Source organism: Xanthobacter dioxanivorans (genome assembly GCF_016807805.1).
GTDB lineage: Bacteria > Pseudomonadota > Alphaproteobacteria > Rhizobiales > Xanthobacteraceae > Xanthobacter > Xanthobacter dioxanivorans.
Genome location: NZ_CP063362.1, coordinates 3,399,176 through 3,416,763 on the forward strand (window position 1 = coordinate 3,399,176; position 17,588 = coordinate 3,416,763).

Annotated in this window: 14 protein-coding genes and 1 pseudogene; 9 read left to right on the forward strand and 6 right to left on the reverse strand. The window is 66.0% G+C overall.

From position 1 onward, the window contains the following. The first annotated feature begins 74 nt into the window (after nt 1–74). Genes EZH22_RS15840 through EZH22_RS15850 form a run of 3 tightly spaced genes read left to right on the forward strand, consistent with a single transcriptional unit; the run spans nt 75 to nt 3,136 of the window. Complete coding sequence (locus EZH22_RS15840; RefSeq protein WP_203191520.1) at nt 75–1,130, forward strand: acyl-CoA dehydrogenase family protein; 1,056 nt, start codon at nt 75–77, stop codon at nt 1,128–1,130. A 14-nt stretch (nt 1,131–1,144) separates the two neighbouring features. Beyond that, entirely contained in the window at nt 1,145–2,293 is a 1,149-nt protein-coding gene (locus EZH22_RS15845; protein WP_203191521.1) for an acyl-CoA dehydrogenase family protein, read from the forward strand. Nucleotides 2,294–2,311: 18 nt separating this feature from the next. Further along, nucleotides 2,312–3,136, forward strand: a complete 825-nt coding sequence (locus EZH22_RS15850; protein ID WP_203191522.1) for a crotonase/enoyl-CoA hydratase family protein — start codon at nt 2,312–2,314, stop codon at nt 3,134–3,136. Nucleotides 3,137–3,238: 102 nt separating this feature from the next. On the opposite strand, the gene EZH22_RS15855 is transcribed toward EZH22_RS15850, so the two are convergent. Further along, nucleotides 3,239–4,039, reverse strand: coding sequence for an IclR family transcriptional regulator domain-containing protein (locus tag EZH22_RS15855; RefSeq protein ID WP_203191523.1), 801 nt, complete (start codon nt 4,037–4,039; stop codon nt 3,239–3,241). Between the two features lie 304 nt (nt 4,040–4,343). Here EZH22_RS15855 and EZH22_RS15860 point away from each other — a divergent pair, with 304 nt between their 5' ends. Beyond that, nucleotides 4,344–5,531, forward strand: coding sequence for a CaiB/BaiF CoA transferase family protein (locus tag EZH22_RS15860; protein ID WP_231710993.1), 1,188 nt, complete (start codon nt 4,344–4,346; stop codon nt 5,529–5,531). Nucleotides 5,532–5,601: 70 nt separating this feature from the next. Beyond that, nucleotides 5,602–5,843: pseudogene (locus EZH22_RS15865) on the forward strand (acetyl-CoA C-acyltransferase); the annotation flags it as partial. Between the two features lie 142 nt (nt 5,844–5,985). On the opposite strand, the gene EZH22_RS15870 reads toward EZH22_RS15865, so the two are convergent. The 3 genes from EZH22_RS15870 to EZH22_RS15880 all read right to left on the reverse strand — a co-directional run bounded on the left by EZH22_RS15870 (nt 5,986) and on the right by EZH22_RS15880 (nt 10,389). Next, nucleotides 5,986–7,194 carry an ABC transporter substrate-binding protein gene (locus EZH22_RS15870; RefSeq protein ID WP_203191526.1) on the reverse strand — a complete coding sequence of 403 codons (1,209 nt, stop codon included), beginning with the start codon at nt 7,192–7,194 and terminating at the stop codon, nt 5,986–5,988. Between the two features lie 661 nt (nt 7,195–7,855). Then, the gene (locus EZH22_RS15875) at nt 7,856–8,773 is read right to left on the reverse strand and encodes a LysR family transcriptional regulator (protein ID WP_203191527.1); all 918 of its coding nucleotides are present in this window, start codon (nt 8,771–8,773) and stop codon (nt 7,856–7,858) included. 539 nt (nt 8,774–9,312) lie between these two features. Next, nucleotides 9,313–10,389: an LLM class flavin-dependent oxidoreductase gene (locus EZH22_RS15880; protein WP_203191528.1), complete on the reverse strand. Its 1,077-nt coding sequence runs from the start codon at nt 10,387–10,389 to the stop codon at nt 9,313–9,315. Nucleotides 10,390–10,653: 264 nt separating this feature from the next. Here EZH22_RS15880 and EZH22_RS15885 point away from each other — a divergent pair, with 264 nt between their 5' ends. The 3 genes from EZH22_RS15885 (at nt 10,654) to EZH22_RS15895 (ending at nt 13,205) form a co-directional block, all read left to right on the forward strand. Next, nucleotides 10,654–11,259: an NADPH-dependent FMN reductase gene (locus EZH22_RS15885; RefSeq protein ID WP_203191529.1), complete on the forward strand. Its 606-nt coding sequence runs from the start codon at nt 10,654–10,656 to the stop codon at nt 11,257–11,259. A 129-nt stretch (nt 11,260–11,388) separates the two neighbouring features. Further along, nucleotides 11,389–12,348, forward strand: coding sequence for an SMP-30/gluconolactonase/LRE family protein (locus EZH22_RS15890; protein ID WP_231710994.1), 960 nt, complete (start codon nt 11,389–11,391; stop codon nt 12,346–12,348). A 101-nt stretch (nt 12,349–12,449) separates the two neighbouring features. Next, complete coding sequence (locus EZH22_RS15895; RefSeq protein WP_203191530.1) at nt 12,450–13,205, forward strand: SDR family NAD(P)-dependent oxidoreductase; 756 nt, start codon at nt 12,450–12,452, stop codon at nt 13,203–13,205. A 422-nt stretch (nt 13,206–13,627) separates the two neighbouring features. Here the strand turns inward: EZH22_RS15895 and EZH22_RS15900 are convergent, their stop codons facing one another. Further along, entirely contained in the window at nt 13,628–14,974 is a 1,347-nt protein-coding gene (locus tag EZH22_RS15900) for an ATP-binding protein (protein WP_203191531.1), read from the reverse strand. Beyond that, a complete protein-coding gene (locus EZH22_RS15905) occupies nt 14,971–15,633 on the reverse strand; it encodes a response regulator (protein ID WP_203191532.1) in 663 nt (220 codons plus the stop codon). The genes EZH22_RS15900 and EZH22_RS15905 overlap by 4 nt, the downstream gene beginning before the upstream one ends. A 75-nt stretch (nt 15,634–15,708) precedes the next feature. Here EZH22_RS15905 and dsbD point away from each other — a divergent pair, with 75 nt between their 5' ends. Continuing rightward, nucleotides 15,709–17,568, forward strand: coding sequence for a protein-disulfide reductase DsbD (gene dsbD / locus EZH22_RS15910; protein WP_203191533.1), 1,860 nt, complete (start codon nt 15,709–15,711; stop codon nt 17,566–17,568). Nucleotides 17,569–17,588: the final 20 nt, after the last annotated feature.

Sequence of the window (17,588 nt, forward strand, 5' to 3'; positions counted from 1 at the left end):
GCCGGGCCTCGGTAATCTCAATTAAATGAAAAATCATTTCATTCAATGAAATACATCAGGGCGCTGGAGGACGAGTGAGCGAGATCGAGCAAATCATCGTCGAGACGACCACGCGGTTGTTCGCCGATCAGGCCACACCGGCGGTCCTGAATGCCGCCGAGCAAGGTGGTTGGCCTCAGGCGCTGTGGCATGCCGTGGCCGAGCTCGGCCTGCCCCTCGCCCTGGTACCGGAGGCGGACGGCGGGCACGGGCTGGAGCCCGAGGCGGCGCTGGCGGTGGTGCGCGTCGCGGCCCGCTTCGCGGTCCCGCTGCCGCTGGCAGAGACCTTGTGGGCCAACCGGCTGCTAGCGGCCGCCGGACTGCCCTTGGCGGAAGGCCCCGCGAGCTTCGCCGTATCGCCGGAAGGCGACCTGCCCCGCGCCACGCGCGCCGCCGCCGGCTGGCATCTGGAGGGAAGCCTGGCGCGAGTGCCCTGGGGCGGCCAGGTGGATGTGGTGGTGGCGCTCGCGACCCATGACGAAGCCCCGATGCTCGTCCGGCTGCCTCGCGGCGCCTTCACCGTCACGCCCGGCGACAATCTGGCGGGCGAGCCGCGCGACGACATCGCCTTCTCCTGCGACCTGCCGGCTGACGCCTGTGCCCCGGCGCCGGCGGCGGCTGCCCGTTTGCTCGAAGCCGGCGCGGCGCTGCGCACGGTGCAGATGGCCGGCGCCCTGGAAAAGGTGCTGGAGCTCAGCGTGCGCTATGCCGGCGAGCGCGTGCAGTTCGGCCGGCCCATCGGCAGGTTCCAGGCGGTGCAGCAGAATCTTGCAATGCTCGCAGGCCAGGCGGCCGTTGCCGACGGCGCGGCCGGCCTCGCCATCAACGCTCTCGCGGGCACCCTCGACGTCCTGCCCATCGCGATCGGCAAGGCCCGCGCCGGAGAGGCCGCGAGCATCGCTTGCGCCATCACCCACCAGGTCCATGGCGCCATCGGATTCACCCACGAGCACGAACTGCACCGCTTCACACGGCGGCTGTGGTCCTGGCGCGATGAATTCGGCGCCGACGTCCTGTGGAACACCCGCGTCGGCGCCGCCGTCGCCGCCGCCGGGGCCGACGGCCTTTGGCCCCTTATCACCGCGGCCTGAATGCGGGACCCATCATGACCAGCCTCACCATCACCTTCCCGCCGCCGCCGGCCGATGCCTTCGACGACCTGCGCGCCGAGGTGCGGGACTTCCTCTCCTCCACGCTCGCCGCCCGCAAGCCGCGCGACCGCGCCCGTTCCTGGGCCGGCTTCGACGCCGATTTCAGTCGCCAGATGGGTGCGCGCGGCTGGATCGGCATGACCTGGCCCAAGGCCTATGGCGGCCATGAGCGCGGCGCCCTGGAGCGATATGTGGTGCTCGAGGAGATGCTCGCCGCCGGCGCACCCGTCGCCGCCCACTGGATCGCCGACCGCCAGAGCGGGCCCCTGCTGCTCAAGTGCGGCACCGAGGAGCAGAAGAACGCCATCCTGCCTCGCATCGCCGCCGGCGAATGCTTCTTCTGCATCGGCATGAGCGAGCCCGACAGCGGTTCGGACCTCGCCGCCGTGCGCACCCGCGCCACCCAAGTGGACGGCGGCTTCCGCGTCAACGGCACCAAGCTGTGGACCACCTATGGCCACAAGTCCCACTACATGATCCTGTTCTGCCGCACCGGAGCGGCCGACGATCGGCATGGCGGCACCAGCCAGCTGCTGGTGGATCTTTCCCTTCCCGGCATCACCGTCCGCCCCATCGCGGACCTCTCCGGCGAGCACCATTTCAATGAGGTGGTGTTCGAGGATGTGTTCTTGCCGGCGTCGGCCGTCATCGGAGGTTTGGGCGACGGCTGGAACCAGGTGATGGGCGAGCTCGCCTTCGAGCGGTCCGGGCCGGAGCGCTTCCTCTCCTCCTTCACCCTGCTGGTGGAGGCGGTCCGAGCCTTGGGACCAAATCCCGATCCGGCGGCCAGGGCCGCCATCGGCCGGCTCACCGGCCACATCGTCACCTTGCGCCGCCTGTCGCGCTCGGTGGCCGGATTGCTGCAGAAGGGCGAGAACCCGGCGCTCCACGCCGCGCTGGTGAAGGACCAGGGCGCGCTGCTGGAGCAGGAGATCCCCGAGGTGGTGCGCGCCATCGTGGCGGTGGAACCCTCCTTGCGTAGCTCGGGCGACCTGTCAGCGGTGCTCGCGCACATCGTGCTTGCCGCCCCGTGCTTCTCGCTGCGCGGCGGGACGCGGGAAATCCTACGTGGCATCATCGCCCGCGGCCTCGGCCTGCGCTGAAAAACCGGAGAAACGCCCGTGACCGCCCCCGATCGCACGGATCACGCACCGATCCTCGTGGAGACCCATGCAGCCGGCATCATCACCCTCACGCTCAATCGGCCGGAACTGCGCAACCCCATCTCCGATCCCGATCTCCTCGAAGCCCTGATCGAGACCCTGACCCGGCTCGATGCGGACAAGGAGACGCGGGTCATCATCCTCACCGGCGCCGGCTCCGCCTTCTCTTCAGGCGGCAATCTCAAGGCCATGGGCGCTGCGGGCGGCCTCAACGATCCTTTGCCGGCGCGCACCCGCATGAACTACAAATATGGCATCCAGCGGCTGCCTTTGCTGATTGAGGCGATGGAAGTGCCGGTGGTTGTGGCGGTGAACGGACCAGCCATCGGCGCCGGCCTCGATCTCGCCCTCATGTGCGACGTGCGCATCGCCGCGCAGAGCGCGCGCTTCGCGGAGAGCTTCGTGAAGGTCGGCATCGTGCCCGGCGACGGCGGAGCCTGGTTCCTGCCGCGCGTGGTGGGCTTTTCCAAGGCATGTGAGATGGCGCTCACCGGAGACGCCATCGACGCGGCCGAGGCGCTCGCTTGCGGCCTCGTCTCGAAAGTGGTGCCGGATGCCGAGCTGATGGAGGAAGCCCTGCGCATGGCCCACCGCATTGCAGCCAATCCGACCCACGTGGTGCGCATGACGCGGCGCCTGCTGCGCCAGGGCCGCGGGGCCAGCCTCGACGCGCTGTTGGAAACCTCCGCCGCCATGCAGGCCCTGGCCCACGCCACCGCCGATCACGTGGAGGCCGTGGCCGCGCTGCTGGAGCGGCGCGCTCCGGCCTTCACCGGCCGCTGAGCGGGTGAGGGGCGCACGGGAGCGGGCGCGCAGGCCCGCGCGTTCGTTGTCGACGGTGCGGGGTCGACCGTGCGAGCCAGCTCGTCCGCGCCGGGGCGCGCCTCAGCTGGCGGTGTGGAAATCCGGAATGCCACCTTCGGCCCGGATCGCCTCCGCCACCTGGGCGGCGGTCTCCCGCAGAGGCTCCAGAAACTGGCTGATGGCGGCCTCGAACGACACCGCCGAACGCAGCATCATGATATTGAGCGCGGCGCAGGCGAAGGGGCCGTCCATCACCGGCACCGCCATGGCCCACACCAAATTCTCGTACTCGCTGGCGCTGTAGGTGTCATCCATCACGGCGAAGCCCCGGACACGCACCTCGGCCAGCATGGCCTCGATCCGCGGCAGGTCGAGCGATCCGCCCTCGGCCTTCATCGCCAGGCGATCGAGGATGGCCTGGCGTGTCTTTTCCGCACAGAAGGCGAGGTAGGCCCGCCCCATCGACGTGACGAGCACCGGGGCGCGATAGCCGGGCCGCCGGTTGAGATGCAGCGGCCCCTGCTCGCGGCTGGTCTGCACCACCATCATCTCGTCCCGCTCGCAGATGGCGAGGTCCGACGGCCAGCCCACGCGGCGGCGGAAGGCGGCCAGGATCGGGTCTGCCGCCGCCTGGAGGCGCTTGTGCAGGTCATAGCCCTGGCTGAGCTGCAGGGTGCGGCCGGCCGGCGCATAGGTGCCGCGCTTGCCGCTGCGCACCACGTAGCCACCATGCTCCAAGGTCTCCAGCATGCGCACGATGGTGGCCTTGTCGAGACCGGTTGCGGCGTGGATGGAGCCCACCGTGGCGGCGTGCGTGTCATTGACGGCTCGGAGCACGTCGAGACCGCGCAACACGGCGACCACCGGCTTAAACGAGGGCATTCAGGTGTTTCCTGCTCGTGCCGCACGGACACCGCCGCATGGGATCGGACTGCAAGGCAGACGGCCAGAGCTCATTCTCCGGGGCGCTGGCGTTTCTTAGCACGCGCTGTTCATCGCGCAACGGCGGGCCAGAACATGGCTTGCATGAGCGCGCCGACCACGTTACTTTTGATGAAATGTATTTTCAACAGATGAAATTATGATGCAGACCGCTGATAGCGATACGGTATCTCATGGCCCGGACACCACCGCCGATGCTTCATCCGGCGCCCTTAAGGGCCTTCGGATCCTGGATCTCAGCCGTGTGCTTGCGGGTCCCTGGGCCTCACAGATTCTCGGGGATCTCGGCGCCGAGGTGATCAAGGTGGAGCAGCCCGACAGCGGCGACGATACCCGCGCCTGGGGCCCACCTTTCCTTGCCGATGGCGATGCCGGGCCTGACGAGCGGTTCAGCGCCTATTTCCTCGGATGCAACCGCAATAAGCGGTCCATCGCCGTCGACATCGCCAATCCCAAGGGCGCGGCTCTCATCCGCGCGCTCGCGAAGGATTCTGATGTCGTGCTGGAAAATTTTCGGGTCGGCGCGCTGGAGCGCTATGGGCTCGACTATGCCAGCCTCGCGACCATCAATCCTGCGCTCGTCTACTGCTCCATAACGGGTTTCGGCCAGTCCGGGCCGTTGGCCTCGCGACCGGGATACGACTTCGTCGTGCAGGGGATGGGAGGGCTCATGAGCATCACCGGCCAGCCCGAAGGCACTCCGGGCGCCGAGCCGATGAAGGTGGGGGTGGCGGTCTCCGATATCTTCACGGGCCTTTATGCCACCATCTCCATCCTCGCCGCCCTGCGGCACCGGGATGCGACGGGAGAAGGCCAGCACCTCGACTGCGCGCTGCTCGACACCCAGGTGGCGGTCCTCGCCAACCAGGCCATGAACTGGCTCGTGGGCGGCATGGTGCCCAAGCCCATGGGCAACCTACACCCGAATGTGGTGCCCTACCGCACCTTTCCCACCCGCGACGGACACGCCATCGTCGCCACGGGCAACGACCGCCAGTTCCATGCCTTGTGCCGGCTTCTGGGGCTGGAGCAGATGACGACCGATCCGCGTTTCCTCGACAATGCGTCGCGTGTCGCGTACCGGGCCGAGGTGGAGAAGCCCCTTGGCGACGCCATCGCCGGCTGGGCCACCGCCGATTTCATCGCCGCCATGGCGGAGGCGGGTGTGCCGGGTGGGCCCATCAACCGCATCGATCAGGTGTTTGAGCAGCCACAGATCGCGGCGCGCGGACTGGTGCAAGAGATGAGGCTGCCGTCCGGCACCTCGTTCCGGGCGGTGGGCTTTCCGGTCAAGCTCTCCGCCACGCCCGCGACTTACCGCGCTCCTCCTCCGGCGCTCGGCGCGCAAACGGGCGAGGTGTTGCAAACGCTGCTCAACCTTTCCGAGACCGAGGTGTCGGAGCTGCGGGCGGCGGGCGTTGTCGGCGGCTAGCGACCTCGCACACGCTGCAGGGTGCGCCGGACGGCATGGATGATTGACCAGGGATGTTTGAGCGGAGGGGGCGGTGGAGATCGCGCTGAAGAAAGCGGGGCTTACCGTCGGCGACCTTGACGTGATCGAATCAAACGAGGCCTTCGCGGCCCAGGCCTGCGCGGTGTCGAAGGCGCTCGGGTTCGATCCTGCCAGAGTGAATTTCAATGGGGGTGCCATCGCGCTCGGTTATCCGGTCGGGGCGAGACGATCTACGAGCTGCAACGCACCGGCGGAGGCCAAGGCATCGCCATGATCGTCGAGCGCCAGTAGGCTGCGGGATGGATCGAAGCGGGATGCCCTGGGTCTGGGTGCCCGCACGCCAGCTCGGGTCCCGGGATCGCTTATTGACGATGCGAGGCCGCCACAGAGCGGCGGCCTCGACAGCGCATTGCCGGAGCGGGCTCACGCCGGCTCATTTCTTGATGTAGGGACACTCGCTCTCGGAGAGGGGCCGGAAGGCATCGGCACCGGACACCTTGCCGATCACGTCAAGAAGATCCCATTCACCCTTGACCTTCTCCGGATCCTTGACCCGCAGAATATACATGTCGCGAAGCAGAGATCCGTCTTCACGCAGCTTGGCATTGTCGGTCATGAAGTCGTTGACCGGCAATTCGCGCATCTTCTCCATCACCTTCACCGCATCAAGGGTGCCGGCCGCTTCGACGGCGCGAAGATAATGCAGCGTGGCACTATACGCGCCGGCCTGCATGCTGGTGGGCGGGGCTCCATTGTGCAGCTTGGCGAAACGCTTGGAGAATTCCCGCGTCTTCTCGTTCTGGTCCCAATAGAAGGCCTCGGCGAAGGTGAGCCCCTTCGTGCTCGCCGCGCCGGCCGCCTTGACATTGGTCAGGAACGCCATGAGCGCGACCAGTTTCTGATTGGCCGCCACATTGCCGAACTCATAAGCCTGCTTGACCGTGTTCACGAGGTCTTCGCCCGAATTCGCCATGCCCAGAATGTCGGCCTTCGATCCTTGTGCCGTCAGCAGGAAAGACGAGAAATCCGGCGAGCCGGAGGGATAAAAGGACACGCCGGCAACCTTGCTGCCGCTTTTGTCGATGAAGCCCGTGGCCTCCTTTACCATGGAGTGCCCAAAAGCATAGTCGGGGGCAATAAAATACCAGGATTTCTTGCCGTCCTTCTGGGCCTCCGCGGTGGCGACCTTTGCGAGCGCGTAGGTGTCGAAGACCCACTGGGCGCTGGTGGGCGAGCAGCGCTTGCCGGTGAGCTCGGTGGTGCCGACATTGGTATTGAGCTGGACACGCCCCTTGGCCCGCGAAATGTCCTGGACCGCCAACGCGATGGCGGAGGTGGCACCGCCGACGATCACCTGTACGTTGTCTTCGTCATACCATTTGCGAGCGATCAGCGCTCCGAGATCGGGCTTGCTCATGGGATCCGCCGACAGGACCTCGACGGTACGCCCGAGAACCTTGCCGCCGAAATCCGAGACCGCCATCTTCACCGCAACGACATCCCCCGGGCCCTGCTGGGCAGCCAGGATGCTGGTCATTTCAGAGAGGACGCCGATCCGGACGGGCCCTTCCGCTGCATGAGCAAAGGACGACATCGTCAAGGCACCGAAGGCAAATAGAAATGCTACCGTTTTGCGCTTCATGGGCTCGTTCCTCTCCACCGGCCAAGCCTCTCAGAGCCTGATCCGAAACTAGATTGAGTGATTTCAGCGGGTTACTCTTGACGTGTACCCGATCGTTGATGCCGTAATTTTATCACAGGCCGAAGGAAGTCAGCGATGTCGACCGACACCACTCGGGCGCTACACGCTGTCTTCCACCTCACGTTGCCTGTGCCGAGGGAATCAGCATGCCGTCATTGGCGCAAGCGGTGAGCATCGGTGAAGGTGGGGATTCCGCAACAGCCTCACACCTCGGATAATTTCGCATCAGACTCTCATGTGGGGTTGGTTCATCGCCCGAATTGCGACCAGCATTGCAGGACAAGGCCAAACACTAAATCAGAAAACTATATATTATCCCATAGAAAAATCTAATTTCAGTTATAAATAAATTGAAATTCGAAATACTTCGCTTATCACGCGATCGCTTAAACGAGCGCGGAGCGCCTCAACAGCCATAAATTTGGCAGATCAGATGGCTTCCACACAAAATGCAAAAGCACAATACCGGCCAAGACCGACCGATTTTTCGAAAGAACATCGAGTATATGCAGCGATGGTGGAGCGTTGCGGCGCGTGTCGCGATGTCTGTCTTAGCGATCGGACGCCGGGGCCATTCGCGCTTGGAGGCCCCGCTCCCAGGTCACCTCAAGACCGCGTCCGGCCAATGGCCATGCTTGACGAGCCGCACCATTTCCTCACGGATGATGCGCATCGTGAGTTGGGCGGCTTCGGTCAGCGGGCGCAGGTTGGAATAGCAGATCGAGACGTCCCAGCTCAGATCTTCCTCGATGGGCACGGCGACCACGTATCCCGCATCGATGGCTTCGGCGACGCCGCCCCGCGGCAGGAGGGCGCTTCCCCTCCCCGCACGCGCGAGGCCCACCATGAGGGTGATGGAATCCACCTGCATGAGCTGCGGCGTCCTTCCGGCCCTCATGTCGAGCAGGTCGCGGATCACATGCGGCTCGTGTGGCACGATCAAAGGCCTTGAGCTCAGCTCGGCCAGCGAGATCGCCTTGCGGGCGCGATTTTCATCCGTCGCCTGCATGATGGCGAACAGCTTCTCGACCAGCACGACCTCCCGGTCCAGCACCCGGTGCACCTTGGGGCCATAGAGAATGGCTAAGTCGATGCTGCCGCTGATGAGCCATTCATGGATCAGAGCGCTGAAGCCTTCGACCACGCGCAATGACACGCCGGGCATTCTCGATGCGCGATCATTGGCGACGAGGTCGGTCAGAATGCGCGATGCCGGAACCGGGATGCCGACGCCCACCGTCCCGCTCACCATCGCCATCTTCGCGCTCGACGAAAAATCGACGCGGATGCTCTCGAACTCGTTCAGAAGGGCGGTGCACCGTTCGAGAAGGGCGAGCCCGTCGTTGGTCACCCAGATGCCGCGTCCGGTGCGATGCAGGAGCTTGGTGCCGAGCTCCTCTTCCAGAAGCCGCATCTGCCGGCTCAGCGCCGGCTGCGAAATATTCAGCAGCGACGCGGCCTTCGTAAAACTCTTGAGTTCGGCGACGTGAACGAATGTACGTAACTGGCGAAGGTCCATCCCGGCGCCCTACAATGTGTCAACATGCAGAGAAGCGCGAGCCTCTGCGGCAAGTCCGTGGCCGCCTCTTCGGATGCAACCCATGTTATTTTGATATGCACCAAGCGTCACGATAAGCGATGCCGATTTCTGTTCCGCCCGCGGTGCACGCCATCCCTGCCGAAGACTCATACGAGATCGTATAGCCCAAGCCCCGCGGACTGTATAGATCCGGCTTCCGAGCCTCCCGTCGCGGCATGGGCGCAAGCAAGCCGACCGGCGGACCGGCCGCGATTCTTATCGATGCGGATGTGTTCAGTAGATCAACACTTTCATGCCAAGCGCCGAACTGGCCATCTGTGCGGGCAATCGCCGAGCCCGATGCCCCAACCCCGGAGCGGAGGCGGCGGTCTTGCCGGTCGGATCGTGCGCGACCGCAGCATGTATGGAGGCGACGAACTGGGCTCGCCATGAGCACGCTCGTCGCCTCCAAGGCCCCCGCAACCAATCGCCTCAACCACCGCACCCCGTCTTCGCGACGCTGGAGGCGGATGGAGCCGTCACTCGGCGGCCGCCTGCTTGGTTTGCCTCAGGGCGGGCATGACCTCCTTGGCGAAGAGCTCGAGCGACTTCATCGTGTTCTCGCTGCCATAATAGGGCGGGAAGTGCAGCATCATCGATGTAAACCCGGTCTTGTCGTGCAGATCCTTGATCCGATCACGCACGGTTGCGGGCGAGCCGTGGATGATCGTGGTCTCGTTGATATTGTCGTACGTGGTCTGCTGGACTTCTCCGCTCTTGGCGCGCGTCGTGCCAAGATAGCCCACGGTCTGCTTGCCGTCGAAGGCGGCAAAGTGCCGGAGAATGCCGGCCTCGCTGTCGCGCTTGGCCTGCGCGTCGGTCTCGGCCACATAGACCCAGCGCGCGACATCGATGTCCCCGAAGGCGACGTTCCTACGCAGATGATCGGGCGCCCGCTCCAGAGCCTCCTTGTATTTCGCCACGTCCTTCGCCAAGTCGGCGATCGGCGTCAGCGACGACAGCATGAGCCCAAAGCCCATCTCGCCGGCGGTCGCCAGCGACCGGTCGGTTGCCGCGGCAAGATAGAGCGGGGGATAGGGCTGCTGGATCGACTGCGGAAAGATCTCAAACCCTTCCGGAATCGTGATGTTGAAATACTTGCCCTTGTGCGTCGCGCGCTGGTTGGTGAACAGGTCCAGCATCAGCGGCAGCGCTTCCTCCATGATGTCGCGGCGCTCCTCGAAGGGAACGCCCAATCCCTCGAACTCGTAGGGGCGGTAGCCCGACCCGAAGCCGATGGAGACGCGGCCATTGGTGAGAATGTCGAGCAGAGCCGCATTCTCGACGACGCGCACCGGATTGTTGAGCGGCAGCGTGACGATGCCGGCGCCGAGCTTGATGGTCTTGGTCAGGCCGGCGAGATAGCCCATATATACGTTCACATCGGGCATGATGCCGTATTTGTTGCTGAAGTGATGCTCCGCAAGCCAAGCGCAATCATAGCCCAGCGCGTCGGCCGCGATGATCTGGCTGGTCACCCGCGCATGGACACCGCGATGCGGATACGGCTCGATATCGACATTGGGATGCGAGGTGAAGAGAATGCCAAATTCCATCTGAGGCTCCCGGTCCATGCGCTGAAGGGTTATCGTTGCCCCCATTTGGACCGCTCCCGGAGCCTCCCTTGCCAATATAATTTTTTTGTATCCGATATAGAGTTTTCTTATTCGACCCTCGCATTCCGAGGGCGTCTCCATAACGGGCGCTGATATCAGGATAATGTAATATCTATTGGCACTCCTCGCCTCAATCTCTCAAGCATAAATGATAACCGGAGCCGCCCCCAGGCAGGGCGAGGCGAATATGCGAGGAGAGGAACGATGATCGGTCATCCCAAATACATCATGGGCATAGGCGGAACGCTTCGCATCAATTCTTCGACGGAACTTGCCGTCAGGCGCGTGCTGAAGCATGCGTCCGATCTCGGTGCCAAGACGGAGATGTTCGCCGGAGCGGATCTCGCCTTTCCGTTCTATGATCCCAGCGCCGCTCTGCCTGCCGCGGCCTCGCCCCTGATCAGCGCGCTCCGCAGGGCCGATGCCGTCGTCATCGGCTCGCCGGGATATCACGGCAGCGTTTCCGGGCTCATCAAGAACGCGCTGGACTACGTGGAAGCAACGGCTGGCGATGCGCTGCCTTATTTTACCGGGCGCCCGGTCGCCTGCCTGGCAACGGGAGCGGGCTGGCAGGGCGCAAACACGACCTTGGGCGTTCTCCGCAGCATCGTGCACGCGCTGCGCGGCTGGCCGACGCCTCTGGGCGCCGCGCTGAACTCGCAGGTCAAGCTTTTCACAGTGGAGGGCGAATGCCTCCTGCCGGAGGTCGACAGCCAATTGCAGATCATGGCGGGCCAGTTGATGGAATTCCAGGGCGCCCCGCGGGCTCCTCTGCCGGCGCCGGCCAAAGGCGGAAGCGTCATGGCATGAAAGACGCCGCTTTCCCCGGCGTGGAGGGACGTCCCCGATCTCCGCCACGGCCGGATCAGAGCGAAAGGGGTGCCCGTCCAAGTAAAAAGAGATGATATCTCGTATGACCATTCGGTTCTTGACTCTCCAATGCGCGACCTGTTGCCTCCCGCGCAGATATCGAGGCAATCGATCATGGATGTTATTGACATAACGTCGGGGCTTCGCTTTCCCGAGGGACCGGTGGCCATGGCCGACGGATCGCTGCTTGTCGTCGAGATCGAGCGGGGAACCCTGACACGGATCGGCGAGGACGGCGGGCAGGCCGTCGTCGCCCAGCTTGGGGGCGGGCCGAATGGTGCGGCGATCGGGCCGGATGGGCATTGCTACGTCTGCAACAATGGCGGCTTCGCCTGGGTGGAGGACGCATTCGGGCTGCGCCCGCATGGCATCGCCCCCGATTACCAAAGCGGATCAATTCAACGCGTCGACCTCAAGACGGGTCATGTCGAGACGGTCTATGACCGCTGCGATCAGGAGCCGCTGAACGGTCCCAACGATCTCGTCTTCGATGCGGCCGGCGGCTTCTATTTCACCGATTTCGGCAAGATCCGCCGACGGCACCAGGACCGCGGCGCGGTCTTCTACGCAACGGCAGGCGGCAGCATGATCCGGGAGGTCGCCTTTCCGCTGCTTACGCCGAACGGCGTTGCCATCTCCCCCGACGAGACGGTCCTTTATGTGAGCGAAACCGAGCCGGCCCGCGTGTGGGCTTTCGATCTGGAGGCTCCCGGGCAGATCCGCAAGAGACCGTGGCCCTCACCCAATGGGGGACGCCTCGTCGCGGGTTTCGGTGGCTACGAGCGGCTCGATTCCATGGCCATCGATCGGGAGGGCAATATCTGCGTCGCCGCGATTGTGTCCAATGGCCTGTTCGTGATCGCACCGGGCGGTGCCTTTCGGCACGTGAAGCTTCCCGGCGCCTATGCGACCAATGTCTGCTTCGGCGGCCCCGACCTCAGAACAGCCTACGTGACCTTGTCCAGCCTGGGACGCGTCATTGCGTTTCCGTGGGAGACCGCGGGGTTGCGGCCGAATTTCTTCTGCTGATCGTCCGGCGTTGATCAACAATAATGACAATAGTTTTTCATTTTGTTGATCCAATAGAGGCCTTGTGCTGCGATTTATCAGTAACAGGGAGTGCCAAGCTCATGATGTTTGATCTTACGGGAAAGACAGCGATCGTCACTGGCGGGCGTGACGGTCTTGGTCGATCGATGGTCCAGACACTTGCGGGAGCTGGCTGCAATGTCGTGATCATCGATGTCGCTTGCGATACCGTGGCAGCCGCACAGCAAATCGAAGCGGGCAGTGGCAGGATCCGCGGCATCAAAGCAAATCTGCTCGACCGGACCGAACTGCGCACAGCATTTGCCATGGCGGTAGAAATGCTCGGCGGCGTGCTTGACATTCTGGTAACCAGCGCTGGCGTTCGCTACGCAGTTCCGGCGCTGGACCATGACATGGAGCGTTGGGACCGCACGCTGGAACTAAACGTTTCCGCTGTGTTCGAATGCTGCCAGATCGGCGGCAAGCTGATGACGCAACGGGGCTGCGGAAGCATCATCAATCTTGCATCCATTCGGGCATTCGTCGGATCGCTCGATGCTGCGGCTTACGGTACGAGCAAAGGTGCAATTGCAGCAATGACCCGATCGCTATCAAACGAATGGGCTCGCCTGGGCGTCAGAGTCAATGCGATTGCGCCAGGCTATATCCTTACTGCATTGTCTGCTCCAGTCGCGGCAAAGGCCGACGAGTCGGCCGAAGTCCTGAAGCGAGTGCCAGCCGGCCGCTGGGGTACGCCAGCGGATCTAGCTGGCCTGACACTGCTTCTGGCGTCTGATGCGTCGACTTATATTACCGGTACAGTCATTCCGTGTGACGGTGGCTTCCTCGCGCGTTAATGGCTGCGATAACTGCGAATTTGATCGACTGCTGATATCGCCATGCCCTCTCGAGAAGGCGGAGGAATCACCGGGAGAATAACGGGGGCAATCCGGGCCAGGGCTAATTCAGGATGAGGTCGGGCTGCGCCTCGATCCGGGCGGAGAGGGTGACCGACGCGCGGTTTCGGCGCGACGCTGCCGATCGCCTGCGACAGCGCGCACCGCGCTGGCGATGCTCACCCCCGAAGCGCTCCGTCGCCCGCCGCCGCGACATCCCGCCCCCGACGGCGGCGACCACCCGCTCGCACAGGTCCAAAGAGAACGTCCTGGCCACTTATGTCTGCTTCTGATCCGACACGAAGCTTGCATCAGAACGCCGCCGATTTGGGAATCCCCATACGATTCCACCCACATGGAAAACGATCTAGTGAAACGCCACCTCAAGCGGCGCCGCGCTGCCATACGATGCTCGCTCTAAGACCGCCACGATCACGGCGGTTTTCCAGCGTGAGCCGCGCCCCGGCGCGAGCGGCGGCCATGGTGGCGATGGTAAGGCCGAGGCCGCTCCCGGCCCCGCTCCGGGTGCGGCCCCGATAGAAGCGGCGCGTCACCAGCGGCAGTTCATCCTCGGGAATGCCCGGCCCCTCGTCCTCCACACACAGCCCGCCGGCGCACGGGCGCCAGGCGATGGTGCCGCCGCCGTCCATATGTTCGACGGTGTGCTCAACCGCGTTCTCGTGCAGGTTCCGCAGCATCAGGTGCAGTGCCTCGTGGTCGCCCTTCAGCATCACGGCGTCGAGGGCGTCGTCCACCACCACATGCGCCGTCGCGGGCTTCGCCGTCTGGCGCACGATGTCGCGCAGCAGCGCCCCCGCCTCCGTCTCGCCAGAGGCCTCGAGCGGCGGGGACGGTGTGCCTTCGAGCTTGGCGAGCGCCAGCAGTTGCCGCACGAGGCGAGTGGTGCGGTCCACCGAGACGAGGATCTGCCTGAGCGCGCCCTCGCGCGTCGGCGCATCGTGCGCCGCCAGCGCGATCTGGGCCTGCGTCTTAAGGCCGGCGAGGGGCGTGCGCAATTCGTGCGCGGCGAAGGCGGTCACGTCGCGTTCCTGCCGCCGCGCGGCCTCCACCTTGGCGAACAGGCCGTTGATGGCCTCCAGCAGCGGGCGAATCTCGGCCGGGGCCGCGGCGGGCGCCACGGGCCGCATGTCCTCGCCGTCACGGGCGGCGATGTCGCCGGCCACCGCATTGAGCGGGGCGAGCCCGCGGCCCACGCTGATCCAGATGAGCAGGCCGAGCAGGGGCACGACGAGGATCACCGGCGCCAGCAGCCCCGTCACCAGATCGCGCACCAGCCGGTCGCGCAGGCCAATGCGGTCGCCCACCATCACCCGCACGCCCTTGTCCGGATCGAGGATGGTATAGACCCGCCACGGCTCTCCGTTCACCGTGCGCTCAGAGAAGCCTTCCGCGGGACCCGCCAGCGCCTCCTCCGGCGCGCCGCCGGATTTCGCGACGAGGCGCCCGTCCAGCGACCAGATCTGGCACGAGAGTTGGCGCTCGTATCCCGCCTCGGGCGGATTCGCGGCCTGCGCGACGGCCTCGGCGGCCGCGATGTTGCCGCCGGCCACCAGCGAATGGACCATGCGCGCCGCCTCCTGCAGGCGGGTATCCAGCACATGCTCCAGCTCGCTGCGGCTGGAGGCGTAGATCCAGCCGGTGGCGCACAGCCAGATGACGCCCGTCGCCGCCAGCAGGATCAGCACCAGCCTGCGCTTGAGCGAGCTCATGCCGGCCCCCTGACGCGATAGCCGAGGCCACGCACGGTCTCGATGGTCTCGCGGCCGACCTTGGCCCGAAGGTTGTGGATGTGCACCTCCACGGCGTTGCTCTCCACCTCCTCCTGCCAGCCGTAGAGCCGCTCCTCGATCTCCATGCGGGAGCGGATCACCCCGGGCCGCTCCATGAGCGTGGAGAGCACCGCGAATTCCCGCCGCGACAGGGCGATGGACTTCCCGTCCAGCGTCGCCGCGAGGGTGGCGGGATCGAGCACCAGCGCGCCCACCTTGAGCAGGGGGCCGGCCCGGCCGTGGCCACGGCGGGCGATGGCGCGCACGCGGGCGCTGAGTTCGTCGAGGTCGAAGGGCTTGCCGAGATAGTCGTCGGCGCCGCCGTCGAGGCCGCGCACCCGGTCCGGCGCCTCGTCGAGCGCGGTCAGCAGGAGGACAGGCGTCGCATCGCCCCGCGCGCGCAGGCCAGCGAGCATGTCGAGGCCGGAGCCGTCCGGGAGCATCACGTCGAGCACCACCGCATCGAAGCGGGCGGCCTCGAGCGCCGCTCGCGCATCCGCGCAGGTCGTCGCATGGTCCACCGTCGCCCCGGCGAGGCCGAGCCCCACCTTGAGGCCGTCCATCAGGACCGGATCGTCTTCGACGACCAGTATGCGCATTACACCGCTCTCCTTGCCCCTTCCTTCTACCCCGACCTTAAGGCCCGCTTAAGGTGGGCATCCGAGGGAGCGTTCATGGTCGCGAACACGCCACGCTTTCTCCTGCTGCCCCTCCGCCGCACGCGCGCCGTTCTGGTGTTGGCCGTGCTGTCGGCCATCGGTGCTACCCCCGCGCTGGCGCAGGGCCGCATCCTGAAGGCGGACGAGGCCTTCACCGTCTCGGCAACACGAGGGACGGACGGCGGCCTGTCCCTGAGCTGGCGCATCGCGCCGGGCACCTATCTCTATCGCGAGAGCCTGAAGGCCGGGATGGGGGGCGCATCCGTCCCCCTCGCCTTGCCGCCGGGCGAGCAGAAGGACGATCCGAATTTCGGGCCGGTGGAAATCTATCACCGCTCGGTGACGGCCGAGGCCACCGGCCTGCCGACCACGGGGGCACTGGACGTCACTTTCCAGGGCTGCGCCGAGCAAGGCGTCTGCTACCCCGCCGTGACACGGCGGGTGGATCTTTCAACCCTTGCCGTCAGCGCTGCCCGACCGCCGTCCGAAGCCTCGAACCCCGGCGCGCCGGTGGGCGAGGCGCGGGGAGCGGCACCGCAGGGGACCGCCGCCTCCCCACCCGAGCCCGCCGCGACGCCAGAGGCTCCAGCCCAGCCCGCGCAGCCGGCCGCCATGGATGCGCTCTTCCAAAGAGGCCTGCTGCCCCTGCTCGGGGCCTTCTTCGGCCTCGGCCTGCTGCTCGCCTTCACGCCCTGCGTCTTCCCCATGCTGCCGATCCTCTCGGGCATCCTCGCCGGTGGCGGCGCGAAGCCGACACCGGCCCGCGGCCTCGCCTTGTCCGGCGCCTATGGCCTTGCCATGGCTGCGGCCTATGGCGTGCTCGGCATGACCGTCGCCTGGACCGGCGCGAATCTTCAGGCGGCTCTGCAGACGCCATGGGCCATCGGCCTGATGGCCGCCGTGTTCGTCGTGCTGGCCGGCGCCATGTTCGGTCTCATCGATCTCGCCGTGCCCTCCGCGCTGATGGCGCGGCTGCCGTCGGGCGGGCGCGGCTCCATCTCGGGGGCGGCGGGGCTCGGCTTCGCTTCGGCGCTGGTGGTGGGGCCGTGCGTGACGCCGCCGCTCGCCGCCGCCATGCTCTATGCGGCGCAGACGGGCGATGCCGCGCGCGGCGCCTCCGCCCTGTTCATGCTGGGCCTCGGCATGGCGACGCCGCTGGTGGCGGTGGGGGCATTCGGCGCACAGATCCTGCCCCGCTCGGGACGCTGGCTTGTCGCCACCAAGCAGGGCTGCGGCGTGCTCTTCCTCGCCATCGCCGCATGGCTCGCGGCGCGCGTGCTGCCCGACGCCGCCGGCCTTGCCCTCTACGGCCTTCTCGCCATCGGCCTCGGCGTGTTCGCAGGCGGCTTCGATGCGCTGGCCTCCGACGCCGATGCCGGCCGCCGGATCGGCAAGACGACAGGCATCGCCGCCGTGGCGAGCGGGCTCCTGCTGCTGGTCGGCGCCGCCGGCGGCGCGAACGACCCGCTGCGCCCCCTCGGCTTCCTCGCCGCGCCGGCCCGCTCAGCCACCGCGGAATCGCGGGAGGTGCGGGTGTCATCTCCCGCGGCGCTGACGCAGGCGCTCGCCGCCCGTCAGGACGGCCGCCCCACCCTCGTCTCCTTCACCGCCGACTGGTGCACGGTCTGCAAGTCCAACGAGACGGCCATGGCGGCCCCAGCCGCAGCCGCGCGCCTGTCCGGGCTGGATCGGATCGCCGTGGACGTGACCCGGTATGGCGACGGCGCGCAGGCCCTCATGGGCCGCTACGCGGTCATCGGCCCGCCCACCCTCTTCCTCCTCGATCCCACCGGGCGCGAGGTGCCGGGATCGCGCCGCGTGGGCGCGCTGACCCTCGCCGACATCGACCACCTCGCCATTCAAGCGGGCCTCTGACCCCATGACCGAAGGACGAC

What these genes read in the sequence shown, in the direction of transcription:
- EZH22_RS15845 (WP_203191521.1), top strand. Translation starts at nt 1,145, where the DNA reads ATGACCAGCCTCACCATCACCTTCCCGCCGCCGCCGGCCGATGCCTTC.
- EZH22_RS15855 (WP_203191523.1), bottom strand. Translation starts at nt 4,039, where the DNA reads ATGCCCTCGTTTAAGCCGGTGGTCGCCGTGTTGCGCGGTCTCGACGTG.
- EZH22_RS15870 (WP_203191526.1), bottom strand. Translation starts at nt 7,194, where the DNA reads ATGAAGCGCAAAACGGTAGCATTTCTATTTGCCTTCGGTGCCTTGACG.
- EZH22_RS15875 (WP_203191527.1), bottom strand. Translation starts at nt 8,773, where the DNA reads ATGGACCTTCGCCAGTTACGTACATTCGTTCACGTCGCCGAACTCAAG.
- EZH22_RS15880 (WP_203191528.1), bottom strand. Translation starts at nt 10,389, where the DNA reads ATGGAATTTGGCATTCTCTTCACCTCGCATCCCAATGTCGATATCGAG.
- EZH22_RS15885 (WP_203191529.1), top strand. Translation starts at nt 10,654, where the DNA reads ATGATCGGTCATCCCAAATACATCATGGGCATAGGCGGAACGCTTCGC.
- EZH22_RS15890 (WP_231710994.1), top strand. Translation starts at nt 11,389, where the DNA reads ATGCGCGACCTGTTGCCTCCCGCGCAGATATCGAGGCAATCGATCATG.
- EZH22_RS15895 (WP_203191530.1), top strand. Translation starts at nt 12,450, where the DNA reads ATGATGTTTGATCTTACGGGAAAGACAGCGATCGTCACTGGCGGGCGT.
- EZH22_RS15900 (WP_203191531.1), bottom strand. Translation starts at nt 14,974, where the DNA reads ATGAGCTCGCTCAAGCGCAGGCTGGTGCTGATCCTGCTGGCGGCGACG.
- EZH22_RS15905 (WP_203191532.1), bottom strand. Translation starts at nt 15,633, where the DNA reads ATGCGCATACTGGTCGTCGAAGACGATCCGGTCCTGATGGACGGCCTC.
- dsbD (WP_203191533.1), top strand. Translation starts at nt 15,709, where the DNA reads ATGGTCGCGAACACGCCACGCTTTCTCCTGCTGCCCCTCCGCCGCACG.